General features: G+C 41.1%; 17 protein-coding genes, 1 pseudogene and 1 riboswitch. Of the genes and pseudogenes, 17 read left to right on the forward strand and 1 reads right to left on the reverse strand.

The window, feature by feature from the left end:
* Positions 1-17 precede the first annotated feature (17 nt).
* The 9 genes from ACE1TI_RS09570 to cobK all read left to right on the forward strand — a co-directional run bounded on the left by ACE1TI_RS09570 (position 18) and on the right by cobK (position 11,145).
* Positions 18-1,856 (forward strand): LysM peptidoglycan-binding domain-containing protein, encoded by a 1,839-nt coding sequence (locus ACE1TI_RS09570; protein ID WP_375007356.1) that lies wholly within the window; start codon positions 18-20, stop codon positions 1,854-1,856.
* 72 nt (positions 1,857-1,928) lie between these two features.
* A complete protein-coding gene (locus tag ACE1TI_RS09575; protein WP_375007357.1) occupies positions 1,929-3,242 on the forward strand; it encodes a hypothetical protein in 1,314 nt (437 codons plus the stop codon).
* Positions 3,243-3,419: 177 nt separating this feature from the next.
* Positions 3,420-4,610 (forward strand): amidohydrolase, encoded by a 1,191-nt coding sequence (locus tag ACE1TI_RS09580; RefSeq protein ID WP_375007358.1) that lies wholly within the window; start codon positions 3,420-3,422, stop codon positions 4,608-4,610.
* A gap of 23 nt (positions 4,611-4,633) precedes the next feature.
* Entirely contained in the window at positions 4,634-6,169 is a 1,536-nt protein-coding gene (locus ACE1TI_RS09585; protein WP_375007359.1) for an AbgT family transporter, read from the forward strand.
* A gap of 547 nt (positions 6,170-6,716) precedes the next feature.
* Positions 6,717-6,914 carry a cold-shock protein gene (locus ACE1TI_RS09590; RefSeq protein ID WP_375007360.1) on the forward strand — a complete coding sequence of 66 codons (198 nt, stop codon included), beginning with the start codon at positions 6,717-6,719 and terminating at the stop codon, positions 6,912-6,914.
* 230 nt (positions 6,915-7,144) lie between these two features.
* The gene (locus tag ACE1TI_RS09595; protein WP_375007361.1) at positions 7,145-7,339 is read left to right on the forward strand and encodes an ATP-binding protein; all 195 of its coding nucleotides are present in this window, start codon (positions 7,145-7,147) and stop codon (positions 7,337-7,339) included.
* A 127-nt stretch (positions 7,340-7,466) separates the two neighbouring features.
* A riboswitch (cobalamin riboswitch) is annotated at positions 7,467-7,667 on the forward strand.
* A 151-nt stretch (positions 7,668-7,818) separates the two neighbouring features.
* The gene (gene cobJ, locus ACE1TI_RS09600; RefSeq protein ID WP_375007362.1) at positions 7,819-9,432 is read left to right on the forward strand and encodes a precorrin-3B C(17)-methyltransferase; all 1,614 of its coding nucleotides are present in this window, start codon (positions 7,819-7,821) and stop codon (positions 9,430-9,432) included.
* A 13-nt stretch (positions 9,433-9,445) separates the two neighbouring features.
* Positions 9,446-10,354 (forward strand): sirohydrochlorin chelatase, encoded by a 909-nt coding sequence (locus tag ACE1TI_RS09605; protein WP_375007363.1) that lies wholly within the window; start codon positions 9,446-9,448, stop codon positions 10,352-10,354.
* Positions 10,351-11,145, forward strand: a complete 795-nt coding sequence (gene cobK / locus ACE1TI_RS09610; RefSeq protein ID WP_375007364.1) for a precorrin-6A reductase — start codon at positions 10,351-10,353, stop codon at positions 11,143-11,145. Before ACE1TI_RS09605 ends, cobK begins: the two co-directional genes overlap by 4 nt.
* 115 nt (positions 11,146-11,260) lie before the next feature.
* On the opposite strand, the pseudogene ACE1TI_RS09615 reads toward cobK, so the two are convergent.
* Positions 11,261-11,548, reverse strand: a pseudogene (locus tag ACE1TI_RS09615) (transposase); the annotation flags it as partial.
* A gap of 124 nt (positions 11,549-11,672) precedes the next feature.
* Here ACE1TI_RS09615 and ACE1TI_RS09620 point away from each other — a divergent pair.
* Genes ACE1TI_RS09620 through cobA form a run of 8 tightly spaced genes read left to right on the forward strand, consistent with a single transcriptional unit; the run spans position 11,673 to position 19,436 of the window.
* Positions 11,673-12,347 (forward strand): precorrin-8X methylmutase, encoded by a 675-nt coding sequence (locus tag ACE1TI_RS09620; RefSeq protein WP_375007365.1) that lies wholly within the window; start codon positions 11,673-11,675, stop codon positions 12,345-12,347.
* Positions 12,325-13,455, forward strand: coding sequence for a cobalt-precorrin-5B (C(1))-methyltransferase (locus tag ACE1TI_RS09625; protein ID WP_375007366.1), 1,131 nt, complete (start codon positions 12,325-12,327; stop codon positions 13,453-13,455). The genes ACE1TI_RS09620 and ACE1TI_RS09625 overlap by 23 nt, the downstream gene beginning before the upstream one ends.
* A complete protein-coding gene (cbiE, locus tag ACE1TI_RS09630) occupies positions 13,452-14,660 on the forward strand; it encodes a precorrin-6y C5,15-methyltransferase (decarboxylating) subunit CbiE (protein ID WP_375007367.1) in 1,209 nt (402 codons plus the stop codon). Before ACE1TI_RS09625 ends, cbiE begins: the two co-directional genes overlap by 4 nt.
* Positions 14,657-15,385 (forward strand): precorrin-2 C(20)-methyltransferase, encoded by a 729-nt coding sequence (cobI, locus tag ACE1TI_RS09635; protein ID WP_375007368.1) that lies wholly within the window; start codon positions 14,657-14,659, stop codon positions 15,383-15,385. Before cbiE ends, cobI begins: the two co-directional genes overlap by 4 nt.
* A complete protein-coding gene (gene cobM / locus ACE1TI_RS09640) occupies positions 15,382-16,170 on the forward strand; it encodes a precorrin-4 C(11)-methyltransferase (RefSeq protein ID WP_375007369.1) in 789 nt (262 codons plus the stop codon). The genes cobI and cobM overlap by 4 nt, the downstream gene beginning before the upstream one ends.
* A complete protein-coding gene (locus tag ACE1TI_RS09645; protein WP_375007370.1) occupies positions 16,163-17,251 on the forward strand; it encodes a cobalt-precorrin 5A hydrolase in 1,089 nt (362 codons plus the stop codon). The genes cobM and ACE1TI_RS09645 overlap by 8 nt, the downstream gene beginning before the upstream one ends.
* Positions 17,252-17,268: 17 nt before the next feature.
* Entirely contained in the window at positions 17,269-18,648 is a 1,380-nt protein-coding gene (locus ACE1TI_RS09650; protein WP_375007371.1) for a cobyrinic acid a,c-diamide synthase CobB, read from the forward strand.
* Positions 18,645-19,436 (forward strand): uroporphyrinogen-III C-methyltransferase, encoded by a 792-nt coding sequence (gene cobA, locus ACE1TI_RS09655; RefSeq protein WP_375007372.1) that lies wholly within the window; start codon positions 18,645-18,647, stop codon positions 19,434-19,436. Before ACE1TI_RS09650 ends, cobA begins: the two co-directional genes overlap by 4 nt.
* Positions 19,437-19,453: the final 17 nt, after the last annotated feature.

The raw sequence follows: 19,453 nt of genomic DNA on the forward strand, positions 1-19,453 counted from the left end.
AGGCAGGGGGTGATTTTTTGGAAGAAAAACGATTGCAGCGCTTTTATACGGTCCGCCCAGGGGATACGTTGTTTACTATTGCTAAAAGGTGGGAACTTCCCGTGGTATCAGTTATAGCTGCAAACAATTTAGTAGTGCCTTATACGATTTTCCCAGGACAGCAGCTGTCGATTCCGCCAGGAGTTACCTCTTATAGAGTGAAAGCTGGTGACTCTGTATATAAAATCTCACAATTATACGGTGTGCCCATGTCTGTTGTTATTGAAGCTAATAGATTACAAGCACCTTATTTTATATCTCCTGATCAATTACTGTTTATTCCGGCTGGGGTTTCTTATTATGTTGTACAGCCGGGAGAAACTCTTTTCCAGATAGCTCGAAGGTTTAATGTACTTACAGCAGGGCACAGCTGCCCTGAAATAATTAGACAGGTCAACCAGTTACCATCTTTTGAAATTTTTCCTGGAATGCGATTAAACATTCCTTACGCACCTCCAGGAACAGATGGATTAATAGCTTATACGTCTGATCGAAGCGGCACTTACGATATCTGGTTATATGTATTACGTAACGGCGGACATATACAGGTAACAAAGGGATTAGGAGCCGCTTTTAGTCAACCTAACTGGTCTCCTGATAGCACTCGCATTGCTTTTGCGGGCCAAAATAGAATTATTTGTGTGCTTCACCTGGGAAGTGAAGAGGCTGCCTTGATAGATCAGTTTGAAGAAGAAGCCCTTTTTACTTTGCATTGGTCTCCAGATAGTCAAAGACTTGCTTATGTAAAACTCAATCAAATTATATTATATAATGTTACATCTCATCAGGCCAAAAGTTTTTCAGAACCTGGTGCAACCGATGTGCAGTTTTTTCCAAGCGGGGAGGAAATTCTTTTCCAGGCTCCTGATGAAACAGGTATCAGCCAGTTATTCCGCATGAGAACGGATGGAACAAATAAACAACAAATTACGCAAAATCAGGAATTTCCGCTTCATAATGTCCAGTTATCACCCGATGGACGTTTTGCGTTGTATACTTCTCCTGGGGTTAGTATATCTATTATTTATAGTATAGATTTGGCTTCTGGTGAAATATTTGAAGTTAGAGGAGGACCATTAGCTAAAAATTACTACCCCAAATGGTCTCCAGATGCTTCGAGAATAGGGTACAGTGCCACTGCTTTTTCAGAAAGAGGAAACTTTTCTCTTATCCGAACGGCAGGAAGAAGGGGAGAAAACGATCGTACCTGCGCGGTTTCCGATTGTTTTGCAACACCAGTAACTTGGTCCCCTGACAGTGAAAAAATAGCTTACCTTTCCGGGTGTCGTGCTGAGCAAATGTTTGCTGGGGAAATGTGGTATCTGGACCTTACTCACCCAGTACCTATCCAGCTAATAGCCGGTATAAGGATTACTTCTCTTCAGTGGTCTCCGCTTTCAATTAGTCCGCCAAGAAAAACATATTATAATGAAGTATTTAAAGTAACTTTTGAATATCCATTTAATTGGCTTGAAGTGAGTCCGGATCGTTACGAGGGGGAAGATGGCTTTTTTCAAATTGCGGCTATTTCTGCAGGCCCCAACTTGGAAGAACTCTGCAGAAATGAAGCTTTTCATGCTTTACTTCCTTACGGCACACAACCTCAAATTTTAGAGACAAACATTCAGTCTCAAGAAGCGTGTTTTATCTTTCCCTCTAGAGACCAACCTCCTGAAATGGCTGACCAGGCAGCATTAATAGTAAGATATCCTTCTCCGGTTGATATACAAGGGGAGACATACAATTACTTTATTCTTTGGGCCAGTAAGCAGCAAATTAATGAGTTAGCTTTGTCGTTAACTTTTCTCAATATGTAGAGCGAAAAATGACAATAACCTCCATTTTTCGTATGATAGAAGGAGATAGAGAGAAACGGAGAGTGGAAAAAAATGTTTAAAGTTGGAATTGTTGGTCCTGACTTGTCAGTGCGGCGAATATTGGACGTAGCAGAAGAATTTAAAGACGAATTAGCATACATTTCTTTTTCATATGAGCAGCATGGCGAGACTGCTGATATTGTGCGGGAACATCAGGATAACGTTGATGCATGGTTATGTTCAGGGCCAATTCCATACGCCATTGCAGAGAAGACATTAGGAAGCGCTGAAAATATTTATGGAATCCTTTTTCTAGAAAACGGAATTTATAAATCATTAATTAACCTCGTGCTGCAACAAAAAGAAATGCCAAAAAAAATTAGTATGGATGTGCCTGAGGAAGCAAACATCGCTAAAGCATCTATAGATCAGCTAGACATCACCCCTGAAAAATTTCACATTAAAACATTTCCAGCTGAAGCTGATTTTAAGCAGGTCTATAACTATCATAAAAAGTTATGGAGTGACAACAATACTGAAGGAGTATTAACCTGCTACCCTCAAGTGAGAGATCTGCTGCAAAAAGAAGGCATTCCTTCTACCTGGATTACGACAACAGTACTCGAGACAAAACAAACGCTTCAATCCATAGTGGAAAAAGCAAAAACAGAGTATTATCAGAATGCTCAAATTGCAGTCTGTTTTGTTGAAATAGGTGAGTTAGAATTCACGCCAGGAAAAGAAGCCATGTCTTTTGACCTTCAAATTGCTGATTTGAAAATGAACGAATCTCTTCTCTTTTTGAGCCGTAAGCTTAATGGATCATTGTTAAATGCAGGAAATGGGAGGTATATGATTTTTAGCTCACGCGGAGAATTAGAACAAAAAATGAATATGCTGCAGCAAACTTTGCAATCACTTATAAGAGAATGGAAACGAGCCGTAGTGGGCGGAATCGGATTTGGAGACTCAGCAATGAGAGCTGAATTTAATGCAAGAATCGCTGTACAGCGTTCCAAGAAAGTAAAGGAGGGAACAATTATAGTAACCATGGAAGATGGGGAAACCATCGAATATCATCCTAAAGGAAAAGAAATCAATTATGACTCCTTGGTGACGGATTCTTCTATGTTAGAAAAATTAAAGACAATAAATATTAGTGCTCAAATGTATGAAAAAGTAAAATCGTGTGCCGTTCAAAAAGACTGGTCTGTCTTTACAGCCAAAGATATTGCACTTGAATTGGATATGAGTAATCGTAACGCTCAGAGGATTCTTTCAGAATTGCAGCGAGCCGGGTTAATTTATTTCATTGGAGAAAAAAAAAACCATAGTAAAGGGCGTCCAAATAAAGTTTATTCGTTCAGAAGAGAAGTAAAAGATTAAAACCCATACATAAAAAAGATGGAATGTACTTTTCATTCATGGCTTCCTATTAAATTAGGAGGCTTTTTTTCATTTTTTCATATGTAAAATTTTAATTGTTGAAAAAATTATAATATATCTTATAATTGATTTAGCGAAAATGTCGCAAATTATTCGTTTATAGGGAGGATTGGTTTTTTGTTAACAAAGGCAGACGTAGATACATCTATTGAAGAAATGTATGAACAAGTTATCGATTGGCGGAGATACTTACATCAACACCCCGAATTATCCTTTCAGGAAGTAAAGACTTCAGAATTTGTTTATGAAACGTTACATTCATTTGGTCCTCTAGAAATAACAAGACCAACGAAAACTAGTGTAATGGCACGTTTAAAAGGGGACAAACCAGGAAAAACACTGGCTTTACGTGCGGATATGGACGGGCTTCCTATCCAAGAAGAAACAGGTCTTCCCTATTCTTCTAAAAATGCTGGAGTAATGCATGCTTGTGCTCATGATGGGCACACGGCCATGCTGCTAGGAGCTGCAAAGATATTGTGCAGTTTAAAAGAAGAGATAGAAGGGGAAATTGTCTTTTTATTTCAGCATGCAGAAGAAGTACCTCCTGGAGGAGCAAGAGAAATGGTGGAAGCAAATGTATTAGAAGGAGTGGACAATGTATTTGGACTTCATCTTATGACCACCATTCCATTTGGAAAAATTGGAATTAAAGAAGGAGCCATAACTTCTTACTCGGATACTTTTGATATCACCATTAAAGGGATTGGCGGACACGCTTCTACACCTGAACTAACAGCTGATTCTATAACAGCAGGAGCTCAAATTGTAAGTGGTCTTCAGCACATCATCTCTCGATCTGTAGCTCCTTTAGAGAACGCGGTCGTTTCTGTAACACGTATACATAGTGGGGATGCGTATAACGTCATTCCGGCACAAATGACTATAGGCGGGTCAGTACGGGCGCTGGATGGAATAGTAAGAGACAAAGTAAAAAGACGTATCGAAGAAGTTGTTCAAGGAATAAGTGCCGCACATAATGTGCAAGGGAAAGTTCATTATGAATATGGGTACGCTTCTGTAAAAAACCATACAAATATGACCAATGATGTGGCAAAAATTATAGAAGAACGTTTTCCTGCTAATACCCTGGAATGGATAGATCCAATGCTAGGCGGCGAGGATTTTGCCGCATTTGTTCAAGAAAAACCAGGGTGTTATGTCATGGTTGGAGCAGGGGATGCAGATAAAGGAAAGGATTTTCCTCATCATCATCCTAAATTTGATATAAATGAAGAAGCAATGAAACACGGTTTAAAACTGCATGTGTATTCTGCATTATCTCTAACAGACAACAAGGAAGTTTAATAGAAAGGGAGGTAGAGGAGAAGATGATAAATAAATCGAGCAAAAAAACGGCACAACCATTTTTTCAACGAACACTTCACACGATAGAAACAACAGGAAACAGGCTGCCTGATCCTATTGTTCTGTTTATAATCATGGCTTCTTTAATATTGCTTGCTTCTTTTATCGCATCCCTTTTCAACGTTTCAGCTGTTCATCCGGTGACAGAAGAAGAAGTTGTCGTGGAAAATTTATTATCTGGACAAGGAATTCTAGAAATACTGACAGGGATGGTGCAGAATTTTAGTGAATTCCCTCCTCTTGGAGCTGTACTAGTTGTGATGCTGGGAGTAGGGCTTGCGGAAAGAAGCGGGTTCTTTTCCACGTTAATGAAACGATCCGTGTCTGTTACTCCAAAAAAAATTATTATTCCTGTTATTGTCTTTATAGCGATTATAGGGAATGTGGCTGCCGATGCAACACAAGTTGTATTACCACCTATAGCAGCAACTGTTCTGATGGCGTTCGGCTATAATCCGTTAATCGGATTGGTCGTAGCTTACGCTTCCACTACAGGAGCTTTTTCGGCTAACTTGCTTATAGGCATGACAGATACACTTGCAGCTGGTTTTACAGAAACAGGTGCCCAGACTGTTGATCCAGAATATAGTGCGAACCCTGCTATGAATTATTATTTTATTGCTGTATCAGCAATTTTTCTTTTAGTTGTTTCAACCTGGGTGGCTCATAAATTCACCATTCCTCATTTCGGCTATTACAGCGGAGAACAGGCGGAAAAAGAGGAAGGCATAACGGAACTTGAGAAAAAAGGGTTAAAATGGGCCGGTATTTCTCTTGCTGCATTTATTGGTTCCATATTATTGATGATTATTCCTGAAGGAGGTCTGCTGCGTAATCATGAAACTGGATCTCTATTAGAAGAATCTCCATTTATGGATGCAGTAGTTCCTCTCATTACAATCTTTTTCTTTATACCAGGTCTCGTTTATGGAATAGGCTCTAAGTCTATAAAAAGCTCTAAAGATTTTGCTTCTATGTTAGGAGAATCCATGAGTACTATGGGCCCCTACATTGTACTGGTCTTTGTGTCGGCTCAAATGCTCGCTTACTTTGAATCCAGTAACCTCGGACCGGTGGTTTCGATTGTCGGTGCAGACTTTTTGCAAAACATAGGATTTACCGGAATTCCTTTATTTATCTTTTTCATTCTTTTTGTAGGGATTATTAATGTACTGATAGGAAGTGCTTCAGCTAAATGGGCAATTTTATCTCCTATATTTGTACCGATGTTTATGTTCTTAGGCTATGATCCGGCGTTTACCCAAGTTATGTATCGTATAGGGGATTCTATCACTAATCCTATAACACCGATGCTTCCGTACTTAGTACTGTTATTATCTTTTGCTAAACAATACGACAAAAAGGCAGGATTGGGAACATTAATCGCTGCTTTATTTCCATATACAGTTTTCTTTGCGATTTTCTGGATTATTCTCATCATTGTTTGGTATTTGCTTGGTATCCCTGTTGGACCTCAAGGACCATTGTTTACTTCATAAAAAAAGCCGTTTCTCCTTATATAATAGGTGGACTAACCTAAAATAATGGGACAATATAAAACACCTTCGAAATGGTACAATCAATTAAGTACATTCTCGGAGGTGTTTTTTTGTTATTTATGTAGATAATGACATCACTAAATGATCAACATCCATTGCTGTTTTTTTACACACGTTTCTTATTTCTTGATTTTCATTAAGTATAGATGAAGTTTGTTTATCGTTGGAAGGAGAGCTGAAAGGGATTGAGCCAATCAGGTTTGTATCAAATGCATCAGCTAAACTTCTCCTTCGCCTTTCCCGAACAGGTGAGTGGAGGCAAGTGCCCCTGTTTGATAACACTAACGTTCAGCACATTCTGAGATAAACATCTTTTTTGGTGAAAGTTCTTGCGTTCATTTGAAAAAGATGGTAAAGTTAATTTACTTAAGTTTGTTCATGCTTCTTTAAGTTAGAAAAAGGGTAACCTATTTCGTCTTGCCGCAGAGTAGAACAAGTTTTAAGAATACATGTTGTGTGTGTTAGACACACAAGGAGGAAATGGAACATGGAACAAGGTACAGTGAAATGGTTTAATGCAGAAAAAGGATTTGGATTTATTGAACGTGAAGGTGCTGACGATGTATTCGTACACTTCTCTGCTATTCAAGACGAAGGGTTTAAAACTTTAGAAGAAGGACAAAGCGTTTCTTTTGAAATTGTAGACGGTCAACGCGGACCTCAAGCAGCTAACGTACAAAAATAACACCGAATCATATATGTGAACCATTCTAGACTCCGACAAACCACCAAAAAGTTTTTGGTGGTTTTATTTTTGAGTAAAAATATATAAAGTGGACTAAACAAAGGATTGTTGACCCTAGAGAGGCTTTCACAAATAATATCAAGATACTAAATGGGAACCTTTTTTTAGACATTCATATAGTTTATATAAATGTCAGGTTTAAAAAGTCATTCTTTTATGAATATTAAGAAGTGATTGATCAAGGAATTGGGATTTCTGAAGATTATTTGTCAACTTCGGGAGAACCAGCATATTCCAATAAGGAAAAAGGGATTGGGCTGGGATTGATGCTGACTTCTAAAATTGTTGAGCAGCATAACGGGAAAATTACGGTTCAAAGTAAAATCGGGCATGGAACGATCTTTACTATAAATTTACCAATTTAAAAGTAAAAGAAAGATATTTTGAAATGACATTAAAGGAAACAGCTTATTCATCGCAAAAATAGATTGACAATTATTTAAATTTAATCTAACGTATTGCGTATACAATACTATACATACTTCAATAAAAATTGCATAAAAGGGAAAAGGTGAAAACAGCCGATGAACTGTTTTCTTAAAAGGGAAGACCGGTGAAAAACCGGCGCGGTCCCGCCACTGTAACTGGGTTATTTGCTTTTTTTAATACCACTCCTGGACTCATAAACCAGGGGGAAGGTAAAGCAGATGGAAAACCAGAAGCCAGGAGACCTGCCTTTTTCATCAACACCGTTCAACCTACGGGGGATAGGGAGGTGTTAAAGTGCGTGGGTCTTCACTGCTCTAGTACATGAGGTTGGAAACCTTAATCTAAGCATCTTTAACATTCTCTTTGAATGTTAAAGATGCTTTATTTTTATTCTATAAAGAAAAGGGTGATAACTATGGCAATCGGAAAGATCTTTGTTGTCGGCTTCGGCCCTGGAGACGAAGCCCATATGACTCACCGGGCAAAAGAAGCAATTATAGACTCAGATAGTGTCATTGGATACAAAACGTATATGGATTTGGTACGTCACTTGATACAAGGAAAAGAGCTGGTGCGCACGGGGATGACCGAAGAAGTGAGCCGAGCCCAGGAAGCTGTTAAACAGGCAGAAAACGGTAAGAAAGTATCAGTCATTTCAAGTGGAGACGCTGGTTTGTATGGAATGGCCGGTCTGGTATATGAAGTATTAATAGAAAAAGGCTGGAAAGAAGACGAGGGAATATCGGTAGAAATTATACCCGGAGTTTCAGCAATAAATTCATGTGCTTCCCTTCTGGGTGCTCCTGTTATGCACGATGCATGTACGATCAGTCTTAGTGACCATTTAACCCCTTGGGAACTTATTATGAAAAGAGTAGAAGCTGCAGCAAAAGCGGATTTTGTTATTTCTCTTTACAATCCAAAAAGCGGCAAACGAACAAGGCAAATAGAAGAAACGCAGCGTATCCTATTAGAACATCGTGATCCCAAAACTCCAGTAGGCCTGGTGAAAAGTGCCTTTCGGGAAAGACAGCATATTGTCATGACAGACCTTGAACATATGCTTGAATATGAAATTGGGATGTTAACTACCGTCATTATCGGCAATAATTCCACCTTTTATTATGATGGAAAAATGATTACCCCGCGCGGATATCAACGAAAATACACATTAGGGGAGGAAAAACAGGAGTTAAAACCTGCTCAGCGTCTTAAGCGTGAAGCCGAACCTTGGGCTATGCATGGTGGAAAAGAGGATAAGACTTCATCATCGGAAAAACCTCAAAAAAAAATCGATGCAGCAGAGTTAGCGGAAGAAGCATTATCGGCGGTCTCTGGTAAATCACCTGAAAAGCCAGTAATAGATGCTGAAGTGTTTAAGCAAACGGCCATTTTTGAATTTGCAGTTTCACCGGGAGTTTGGAACAAAAAAGTAAATGCCAAGCAGCTCGCATTTTTAGCTGATGTCATTGGAGAGAAGGGCGAAGTTTCCTATACCACCAGCCATTATTTACAGGTATCTCTAGAAACGGACGAGCCTCAAACGATTACGAAAAAGCTCGAACAAGAAGGATGGCTTATTTCCCCGGTCGGAGACGTCATTCATGTGAAGGCGTGTGACTTCTGTGATGGAGAGAAAAAAGACGGCATTCCCTATGCAGAAGAATTACAAGAAAAATTAGGCGGGTTAAAAGTTCCCAAGGTTATGAACATAGGGTTTAACGGATGTGGAATGGCTTGTTATGGTGCCGTAACTGATGATATCGGCATTATCTACCGCAAAGGAGCATTTGATTTGTTTTTAGGAGCAAAAACCACCGGCAGAAATGCCCATACAGGCCAGCCGGTTGCGGAAGGCCTTCCTCCTGAGCAGTTGGTACCGACAATGGTAAACGTGGTGGAGGAATACAGGGAAAAAGGGATGCCAAATGAACGCTTTCACAAGTTTTTTAAACGTATTCAAAACATTCAAGGGTTCCAATATGTTGAAAGACCAGAGCCCGTAAAGGTGAATAATCCATGCGAATAGAGGGAGGAAGCTAATGAACGCTGTACTTTTTATTGGTCACGGTAGCCGTAAGCACGAAGGAAACGAAAATATATTATCGTTTGTTGAAAAAATAAAAGAAAACATGAATGTTCCTTTCATCGAAACAGGCTTTCTGGAATTTGCGGCACCTACTATATCAGACGGAATTGATGCTTGTGTAAAAAGGGGAGCTGATAATGTTGCCTTAGTTCCTATTATGTTTTTCCCAGCAGGGCATTCAAAGATTCATATTCCTCATGCAATCGATGAAGCGAAAGAAAAGTATCCAGCCGTTCGTTTTACATACGGACGACCTATTGGAGTTCATCCGGAAATGGTTAATATTTTGCAAGAGAAGTTAGCAGAAGAAGCCGGTCTAACAGAGGAAGGAGATGAGGATACTGCAGTACTGCTCGTTGGAAGAGGCAGCAGTGATGCAGATGCCAATAGTGAATTGTTCAAACTTTCCCGGCTCCTCTCTGAGAGATTACAGCATCAGTTAGTGGACATCTCATATATTGGCGTCACCAAACCAACAGTAGAAGAGGGAGTAAACCGGCTTTTTCGGCTTGGAGTAAAGAAAATAATAATGGTTCCATATTTTTTCTTCAGCGGTATTTTAGTAGATCGAATGGATGAAAAACTATCTAACTTTGAAACCGAATATCCTGATTTAGATTTTTCTATAACCAAACCAATTGGTTTTCATACTCGATTAAAAATAATCTTAAAGGAAAGAGCCGAAGAAGCTCTTCAAGGAAAAGCCCAGTTAAATTGTGATATGTGCCAATACCGGTTGTTTGCTGTAGAACATATGGGAATAGATCATCATCATGACCACGATCATGCTCATCACCATCATGGATCACAAGATGAAAACAGTGGAGAAGCAATGCATGCTCTGAAAGGAGAGCAGTCATGATTTTTATGCTTGCAGGTACAAGTGATGCAAAAGAACTGGCTGAGAAGATAAAACAGGACGGCCATTCCCTGTTAGCATCGGTAGTCACTGAAGAAGCAGCGGTAAAGCTGGAGAGCAGCGGTATTTCAGCAAGGGTCGGCCGATTAACAGCAGAGCAAATGGCTGCTGTTTTACAAGAAAACATGGCAAACGTGGTCGTTGATGCTTCCCATCCGTTTGCAGAAGAAGCTTCCCGTCACGCGATTCAAGCTGCCAAAGAAGCAGGCATCCCATATATTCGTTACGAGAGAAGCTCCATCAATACTTACGATGAAAAAGTACAAAAAGTTGATTCTTATGAAGAAGCTGCAATGAAAGCTAGAGAAAAAGGTGGGACTATTTTCCTGACGACGGGAAGCAAAACGCTACCTGTTTTTGCGAACAAACTTGTAAATGATGAACGGGTAAGAATGATCTGCAGAATGCTGCCGCGTGCTGAAAACATGGAAAAATGTAAAAACCTCGGGATCGCTCAGCAGGATATTGTGGCTATGCAAGGTCCCTTTTCTAAAGAACTAAATCAAGCTCTGTATAAGCAGTTTGGTGTGGATACAGTCGTTACCAAAGAAAGCGGGAAACAGGGTTCTTTCGATGAAAAAGTAACAGCAGCATTAGAGCTCGGTTTAGAAGTGATTTTAATTAAACGGCCTGATGTGGCTTATGAAAAAGTAACAGACCATTCCCAGGAAGTACTTCATTATCTACAAGATTTACTAATAAAGACCTGCGGTGATACGTCAATAAAAGATTAATGAGAAATGAAGATGTCAAAGGTCATTTTTGCGAAAAAAGAGCGCAAGAAACTAGACCAGTATTAATTTGTAAATTACTGGAAGGCACGAGAGGTTATGCTATGACGGCTTCACGTCATATATTCACGCCCCTCTCTAGCGAAAATAGTTGGTGATTGCGTAGTAGCGCATCCACCAGACGCACTAGTTTTCTTGCAGTTAGAACGAGAGCTCATTTGTGTTGATGTTTTGGTACTTCTCCGAATTTTTTCACGTAATATGCCTGGTATTCCGGTACTTTCCTACGTACAGAGTTGGCGGCTTCAACTAAATAATACCGTAAGTACTGGTTACCTTGACGCGTCAGAGAAGTATCCTCTGCCGTAAACTGGCCGGATTCCGAGGAGGCTGAAGCGTTGCCCGCGGAAAGCGAAGTGTATTTCAACTGTGGCTGTATTCAACAACAAAGTATGTGAAAACAGCCTTAAGGAAAAAGAAAATAAGCTCTTCAAAGAGGGCTTATTATAATATGCGAGGAGGAACAGTAGATGGATTTTTCTACAGAATTTAAACCTTTAACGGTGCAGCCGACAGAAATTGAAGGAAAAAGCTTTGAAATCATTACAGAGGAAATTGGAGAGCATTCTTTTACTGCCGAGCAGTATCCCGTCGTGCAGAGAATTATTCATGCTTCGGCTGATTTTGAATTAGGCAGAAGCGTACAGTTCCACCCTGATGCCGTACGAGCAGGCGTTGCCGCGATTCGTGCGGGGAAAGGCATTGTAGCAGATGTTCAGATGATTCAAGCAGGGATCAGTAAACCGAAGTTGAAAAAGTTCGGGGGAGATGTAAACGTATATATATCGGACCCGGATGTAATAGAAGAAGCGAAGCGTTTAAATACGACCAGAGCAATTGTCTCCACTAGAAAAGCAATCAAGCAAGCGGACGGCGCCGTGTTTGCCATTGGAAATGCCCCAACTGCTCTCTTAGAGCTGATTCGTCTTGTGAAAAACGGAGAAGCAAAGCCGGGGCTTGTCATTGGAATGCCGGTTGGTTTTGTATCAGCGCAAGAGTCAAAAGAAGAGCTTGCTAAATTGGATATTCCCCATATTACAAATTTGGGGAGAAAGGGCGGCAGTCCAGTAACCGTCGCTGCTGTTAATGCTCTTATCCGTATCGCTGAAGAACAGGTGGCTCATGAAGAAAAAATCAGCACCTAAAAAAGATCCGAAAGACTTACGTCACGGGTATACGACAGGAGCCAATGCTACAGCTGCAGCTAAAGCTGCAATGCTTAGCCTGGCTTCTCAAGCAAAAATCATGCAAGTAGAAATTACGCTTCCGATTGGAGAGCGTGTGGCCTTTCATATGAAGGATATCGAATACGATACGGAATCAGCGAAAGCAAGCATTATTAAAGATGCCGGCGACGACCCTGATGCTACCCATCTGGCTGAAATTACAGCAGAAGTAAAGTGGAGTGATGAGTTAGTCATTGATGGCGGAAAAGGAGTAGGGCGGGTGACAAAAACCGGCCTGCCTGTCCCCGTGGGAGAAGCCGCGATAAACCCAGTGCCAAGAAAAATGATGACAGAAATGGCTAAAGAAGTACTGGGAGAGACCAAACACACAGGAGCAGAGATCATTATTTCCGTGCCTGAAGGCGAAACCATTGCTGAACAAACAATGAATGGAAGACTTGGCATTATAGGAGGTATCTCCATTCTTGGCACGCGCGGAACAGTCGTCCCTTTTTCTACTGCTGCTTTTAAAGCAAGCATTGCTCAAGCTGTGAGCGTAGCTTCTGAGAGCAATTGCGACCATATTGTTCTTTCCACCGGCGGCCGCAGTGAAAAATATGCGATTACGTTATTTCCTCAATTCAAAGAGGAAGCGTTTGTCGAAATGGGAGACTTTGTTGGTTTCAGCTTAAAACAGTGCAAAGCAAAAAAGCGAAAACGGGCAACCCTAGTCGGAATGATGGGGAAATTTTCAAAAGTGGCCCAGGGAATAATGATGGTGCATTCCAAAAGCGCCCCGGTCGACTTTGGTTTTCTAAAAGAGCTTGCGGCAGAAGCAGGGGCCGATGAGAATTTACAACAAGAGGTGGAAAATGCCAATACAGCAACAGAAGCTGGCAATGTTATGAAAGAAGCAGGATATGACGACTTTTTTTACCTTTTGTGCGAACGTGCAGCCAAGTCGGGTTATGAGCATGTAAACGGAGGCATAGAAGTTGAGGTTATTTTAATGACCATGAAAAATGATTTGCTGGCTCGAGTTGTATATGAAGGACCGGATGAAGAGAAAGAAGGGAAAGAGGCATGACAATAAAGGTGATTGGTGTAGGAGAAGAAGGGAAGGAAGGTCTTGTGCCGCTCTATCATGATTGGATTCATAGTTGTGAGCGTTTAGCAGGCGGTCACCGCCAGCTTTCTTTTTTTCCAGATTTTAACGGAGAAAAAGTAGTACTAGAAGGTGGGTTAAAAAAGAAAATTGAAAGCTGGGAAAACGATAGAAAAGACACTGTTGTTCTTGCTTCCGGCGACCCTCTTTTTTATGGTATAGGCTCTTATTTATCCAAAAAGCTTTCGGATGTAACAATATATCCTGCCTTAAGCTCTCTTCAGCTTGCATTTGCAAGGATACGAGAAAGCTGGCAGGATGCAGAATTTCTTAGTGTTCACGGCCGAGCACTAAAAGGAATGGCCCAAAAATTAGCGGGTAAGAAAAAAGTTTGCTTGTTAACAGATAATGAAAATAATCCAGCAGCGATTGCCCGATACCTGCTGACATTTGAAATGAGCGAATACAAGATGTGTATTGCCGAACATCTTGGTGGAGAAAAAGAAAAAGTGCAGTGGTTTTCCCTCGAAGAAGCAGCACATTACAACGCAGAACCTCTAAATGTGGTGATTTTAAAAGCAGAGAAGCCAAAGCCAAAGCCTTCTTTTGGTTTTTCAGATGATCTATTCAAACAGCGAAAGCCTAATAAAGGGTTGATCACCAAAAAAGAAGTCAGGGTATTAAGCCTTGCCGCTTTAAATTTAAAAAACGACAGCACGGTGTGGGATATAGGAACATGCACAGGGTCTGTTGCAATTGAAGCAGCACATATAAGTACAAATGGGAAAATTTACGCGATTGAAAAAAATGAAGCAGACATCGAGTATGCGAAAGAAAATGCTGCCGCCTTCCGTGCAGATATTCATTTTTATCATGGAAAAGCTCCTGAGTACCTGGAGTCTTGGCCTGCTCCTGATGCAGTATTTTTAGGAGGAACAGGCGGCAGCATGAACGAGCTGCTGACCTTATGTGCAGAAAAGCTGCAGCCGGACGGGAGAATAGTGCTGAACGCAGCTACGATTGAAACGTTATATGAAGCACAGGATATTTTTAAAAGGCTTGGTTTTGAGGTGGAAATATCAATGGCTCACCTGGCACGCAGTAAACCTATTTTACATATGACAAGATTTGAAGGAATGAATCCGGTTTATATCATTACAGCTAAACAAAAGGAGATGAAAAAATGAGCCAATACGGAAAAATTATAGGCACCGGAGTTGGCCCTGGAGATCCGGAACTGCTGACGATCAAAGCATACCGCGCCTTAAAAGAAGCAGATGTGGTAGCGTATCCGCGCAAACGAAAAGGTGCGAAAAGCTATGCATACCAAATTATTGAACCTTACGAACATATTATTAAAGAAAAAATCGGCCTCGTCTTTCCAATGACAAAAGATAAAGAAATATTAGAAAGAGAATGGAACCATATTGCTGCAACGTTGTTTGAACATGTAAAGATAGGAAAAGATGTGGCATTTATCACAGAGGGAGACCCGATGCTGTACAGTACGTTTATTCATTTATGGAAAACGGTGAAAACAAACTATCCTGAAGTTGAAATCACTTCTATTCCCGGTATTTCATCGATTACCGCAATTTCTTCCAATCTTATGGTGCCGCTGGCTGATGGAGATGAATGGACAGCTGTTGTCCCGGCAACGGAAGACCGCGAGAAAATGAAGCAAGCTCTCCTTCAGCACGATGGCATCGTATTTATTAAAGTGGCTAAGGTTCTACCAATGATGATCAGTTTACTAGAAGAACTAGGACTGAGTGACTCAGCTGCTGTCGCTACCAAAGTTACTTCAAAAGAAGAATGGATTTGGAAAAATGTAGAGGAACTAAAAACAGCAGAACTCGAATATTTAACGCTTATGATGGTTCGAAAAGAAAAGAAAGAGGTGCTGACATGAGCCCATTGGTTTATATCATCGGAGCAGGGCCCGGAGATCCCGAGCTTGTTACCTTGAAAGGGAAACGTCTCATTGAAGAAGCAGATCTTATTCTCTACACCGACTCTCTCGTTAACCCCAAATTATTCCAGAACATAAAACAGGAAGCAGTTGTACAAAAAAGTGCAGGAATGGCTTTAGAAGAAATCGTGCAGGTGATGGTAGAGGCTGCAAAGAGCGGGAAAAAAGTTGCAAGGGTTCATACAGGAGATCCAACTGTTTACGGAGCTATATTAGAACAAATGAAAAAGCTTGCTGAAGAAGGAGTAGAAGTTGAAATCGTTCCAGGGGTGAGCTCAGCTTTTGCCGCTGCAGCAAGTGCTGGTTTGGAGCTGACCGTACCGGAATTAACACAAACCGTTATCTTAACAAGAGCGGAAGGACGTACGCCAATGCCGGATAAAGAGAAGCTTGTCGACCTTGCCGCCCACCAATGCAGCATTGCTTTATTTTTAAGTGCCACCTTGATAAAAAAAGTAGTTCGTGAGTTTCTAGAGGCCGGATGGACACCAGAAGATGCTGCCGTTGTTGTGTACAAAGCAAGCTGGCCTGATGAAAAAGTCGTACGCACCACGCTTGGAAATCTTCACGAAGATATGCGTGCAAACGGAATTACAAAACAAGCAATGGTAATTATTAGTAAGGCTGCAGATAAAAATCTTATTCAACACGGCTCCTATGAATCAAAATTATATGATAAAACATTTACCCATGGATACCGAAAGGGTGTAAGCGCCCATGAATAAAATAGCTGTTGCTGCTATAACGAAGCATGGCACTGAACTAGCTCGCCGGATTCAAAAAGGTTCACCTCAAGTGGATGTGTACTACATGAGTAAGTTTGAAAAGGGTGATGAAGAAGAGAAGGGGATTACTCTTTTTGAAGGTTCCGTCCGCAAACAGCTGCTAGCTTGGTTCGAAAAGTATGACGGGATTGTGATGATTATATCTCTTGGGGCTGTTGTCCGGATGATCAGCCCGCTTTTAAAAGATAAAAAAATCGACCCCGCTGTAGTTGTTATTGATGATAAAGGAGATTTTGTGATTAGTGTTCTTTCCGGTCACTTGGGGGGAGCTAATAGTTTAACCAGGCAATTAGCTTCTCAGCTTCATGCCGAGCCAGTCATTACAACAGCCTCAGATGTGCAGGGGACGATACCAGTTGATATATTCGGCCAGACGTTTGGATGGACGATTGAGGATTTTACCCATGTTACTCCGGCAAGTGCAGCTGTTGTAAATGAAGAACCTCTTTTGATTGTACAGGAAGCAGGTGAAAAAAATTGGTGGCCATCCTCTAAACCGCTTCCTTCTCAAATGAAGGTTATACCTTCTATCAATGAAGCTGAGAATGAAACAGGAAACGCAGCTCTTGTTATCACTCATAGAGAGCTTTCTGAAAAGGACAAAGCAAAACTGCCAGACACACATGTTATTTACCGCCCGAAAGTGATACATATAGGGATCGGCTGTAACCGTGGAACAGAGGCCGCTGAGATAGAAGAAGTTATTACAAGGACTCTTCGAAAACTGCAGCTAAGTAAATCGTCTATTAAAAAAGTGATTACGATTGATTTAAAAAAAGATGAAGAAGGACTTTTAGACGTATGTGAAAAAAATAACTGGTTTTTTGATTATTATTCTCCAGAAATATTAAATACAGCGCCTATGCAGAATCCTTCTGATGTCGTATATAAGTATACAGGAGCCTATGGCGTTAGTGAGCCTGCAGCAGTGCTCTCATCTGGTAATGAAACCCTGCTGCTAGAAAAAGAAAAGTCTGGAAATGTAACGATTTCAGTAGCTGTTCAGGAACAATTTGACTAGAAGGGAGACAAACCAACGTGAAACCAAGAATTGTGATTGCCGGCACAGGAAGCGGTGCGGGGAAGACAACCATTTCTATTGGGTTAATGGCAGCGTTAAAAAAGCTGGGACTATGTGTTCAAGGGTTTAAGTGCGGACCGGATTACATTGATCCAAGCTATCATACTGCTGTTACAAATAGACCTTCACGAAACCTAGACAGCTGGATGCTAGAAAAAGAAATGATGAAGAGTGTTTTTCAACAGGGCAGCAAGGACGCAGACATTTCGGTGATTGAAGGAGTCATGGGAATGTATGACGGTAAAAGTCCGGAATCTGATATGGGAAGCACCGCCGAAATTAGTAAATTGCTGCAAGCTCCCGTTATTTTAGTTGTCAACATTGGAGCTATGGCCCGCAGCGCTGCGGCTATTGTAAAGGGATTTCAGCTGTTATCACCGGAAGTAAATATTGGCGGTGTTATTGTCAATCAAGCAGGAAGTGAGGGGCACGCCAGGCTTTGTCAAAAAGCAATTGAAAAAGAATGCGGTATTCCAGTGGTAGGCTATTTAAAAAAGGGAGATGTGCCCGCAATTCCAGAGCGTCACCTTGGACTGATCCCTGCAATTGAGCGCGGAGAACTGGATCACTTTTTTGAACAACTTGGAAAAATAGTGGAAACACAGGTTGATTTAAACAAAATACAGGAAATTGCAGGCTTGGCACCAGAGTTATCGACTTGTCCAATCCAGCAAGAAAAAGCGGATAAAAAAGCAAACATTGCAGTTGCGTATGATGCAGCGTTTAACTTTTATTACCCAGAAAACCTGGAGCTGTTGGAAGCTAACGGGGCGGATCTATTATACTTCAGCCCATTAGCCGGAGAACCATTGCCTGAAAACAGTCATGCACTCTATATTGGCGGTGGTTTTCCTGAAGAGTTTGCCAAACAGCTGGCTTCCCGCGAAGGTGTCAAAGAATCGATTCGAAATGCTGGTAACGAGGGCCTGCCAATCTATGCGGAGTGCGGGGGATACATGTATTTGTCAGAAGAACTTATTACAACAGATGGAAACAAACATCCCATGCTGGGCATGATTCCCGCGATTGTTGAAATGAAAAATAAGCTAGCATCGTTAGGGTACAGGGAGGTTACTGCTTTAAAAAACACGACCATTTTAAAAGCTGGAGATACAGCTAAAGGACATGAATTTCATTATTCGGTATCAACCCCCCAGGGTAAGTGGGAGGATGCTTACCGCATTAAAGCACTGAGAAAATCCGCCCAGGAAGGTTTCATTCAAAACAACATTACAGCAGGATATACGCACATTCACTTTGGGTCTAATCCTTCCATTACTAAACGTTTTGTCGAGTGTGCAGCAGAATGGAAAGAGGCTCAGGAGGAAGTGAAATGAGCAGAGGATACGTTTATTTAACAGGAGCTGGACCTGGCGATCCTAAGCTGCTTACCATAAAAGCAGTAGAAACCCTTCGTGCAGCTGATGTTGTGGTGTATGACAGACTAGTAAACCAGGAAACTTTGAAAGAGGTTAAACCAGAAGCGGAGCTGATTTATTGCGGCAAACTGCCAAAAAACCATACACTGCGCCAAGAGCAAATCAATACTGTACTAAGTGAAAAAGCTTTAGAAGGAAAAGTAGTCACCCGTTTAAAAGGAGGAGATCCTTTTGTATATGGGCGTGGAGGAGAAGAGGCAGTTTATTTGGCATCTTTAAATATTCCTTTTGAAGTCATTCCCGGCATCAGTTCGGGTATAGCAGTACCAGCTTATGCCGGTATTCCAGTGACTCATCGTGCTTTTGGCGGCACATTAGCCATGGTGACCGGCCATTTACCTAACGAAAGAGAAACAGAGCAATGGAGTGCTCTTGCATTAGGAATAGACACGCTCGTATTTTACATGGGCATGAATCAGCTTGAAACGATTTCTTTCCGGTTAATAGAGGGAGGAAAATCAGCCGATACTCCTGCTGCAGCAGTGGAATGGGGAACAACAAGCAGACAGCGCACGGTGACAGCTTCTCTAAAGTCTCTTCCCTTCGAAGTAAACAAAGCAAAACTCAGCAACCCAGCTATTATTATTGTGGGAGAAGTGGTACGTCTTCGCGATAATATAAACTGGTTTACAGGAGAAGCAGGGAGCGTTTCTGCTCTGTCTGCTTTTGTGAACGATGAAGTATAAAAATAAAAATAAATTAT

The organism is Alteribacillus sp. JSM 102045 (assembly GCF_041949975.1).
Classification (GTDB): Bacteria; Bacillota; Bacilli; order Bacillales; family Marinococcaceae; genus Alteribacillus.

What these genes read in the sequence shown, in the direction of transcription:
- ACE1TI_RS09585 (WP_375007359.1), top strand. Translation starts at nt 4,634, where the DNA reads ATGATAAATAAATCGAGCAAAAAAACGGCACAACCATTTTTTCAACGA.
- ACE1TI_RS09645 (WP_375007370.1), top strand. Translation starts at nt 16,163, where the DNA reads ATGAATAAAATAGCTGTTGCTGCTATAACGAAGCATGGCACTGAACTA.
- ACE1TI_RS09575 (WP_375007357.1), top strand. Translation starts at nt 1,929, where the DNA reads ATGTTTAAAGTTGGAATTGTTGGTCCTGACTTGTCAGTGCGGCGAATA.
- ACE1TI_RS09605 (WP_375007363.1), top strand. Translation starts at nt 9,446, where the DNA reads ATGAACGCTGTACTTTTTATTGGTCACGGTAGCCGTAAGCACGAAGGA.
- ACE1TI_RS09625 (WP_375007366.1), top strand. Translation starts at nt 12,325, where the DNA reads ATGAAGAAAAAATCAGCACCTAAAAAAGATCCGAAAGACTTACGTCAC.
- cobA (WP_375007372.1), top strand. Translation starts at nt 18,645, where the DNA reads ATGAGCAGAGGATACGTTTATTTAACAGGAGCTGGACCTGGCGATCCT.
- cbiE (WP_375007367.1), top strand. Translation starts at nt 13,452, where the DNA reads ATGACAATAAAGGTGATTGGTGTAGGAGAAGAAGGGAAGGAAGGTCTT.
- ACE1TI_RS09590 (WP_375007360.1), top strand. Translation starts at nt 6,717, where the DNA reads ATGGAACAAGGTACAGTGAAATGGTTTAATGCAGAAAAAGGATTTGGA.
- cobI (WP_375007368.1), top strand. Translation starts at nt 14,657, where the DNA reads ATGAGCCAATACGGAAAAATTATAGGCACCGGAGTTGGCCCTGGAGAT.
- cobJ (WP_375007362.1), top strand. Translation starts at nt 7,819, where the DNA reads ATGGCAATCGGAAAGATCTTTGTTGTCGGCTTCGGCCCTGGAGACGAA.
- cobM (WP_375007369.1), top strand. Translation starts at nt 15,382, where the DNA reads ATGAGCCCATTGGTTTATATCATCGGAGCAGGGCCCGGAGATCCCGAG.
- ACE1TI_RS09620 (WP_375007365.1), top strand. Translation starts at nt 11,673, where the DNA reads ATGGATTTTTCTACAGAATTTAAACCTTTAACGGTGCAGCCGACAGAA.
- cobK (WP_375007364.1), top strand. Translation starts at nt 10,351, where the DNA reads ATGATTTTTATGCTTGCAGGTACAAGTGATGCAAAAGAACTGGCTGAG.